Here is a 205-nt window from a genome sequence, read left to right on the forward strand (position 1 = left end):
AATACCGTTGGTTATTATGTTGAAATTCTACCTGTAAACGGTAAAACATACGATAAGCCATTTACGCCATCAGATAATAAAACCAAAACTAGACGACCTGAAAACGATAGAATCAGACAAATAGACGGTAAATCTTTCTATGAGAGAGTTACAGGCAATCCAAATGCTTTAGAGGATCTATACAAAATGTTACCAGAAGTTACCG

The 205-nt window shown here is 35.1% G+C and carries 1 protein-coding gene; it reads left to right on the forward strand.

Going from position 1 to position 205, the window contains the following annotated elements:
• On the forward strand, positions 1-205 hold a 205-nt coding region (locus tag HSP_RS0108150), incomplete at both ends, for an Eco47II family restriction endonuclease (RefSeq protein WP_010129810.1).

The sequence above is a fragment of the Haemophilus sputorum CCUG 13788 genome, assembly GCF_000238795.1.
Lineage (GTDB): Bacteria > Pseudomonadota > Gammaproteobacteria > Enterobacterales > Pasteurellaceae > Haemophilus_A > Haemophilus_A sputorum.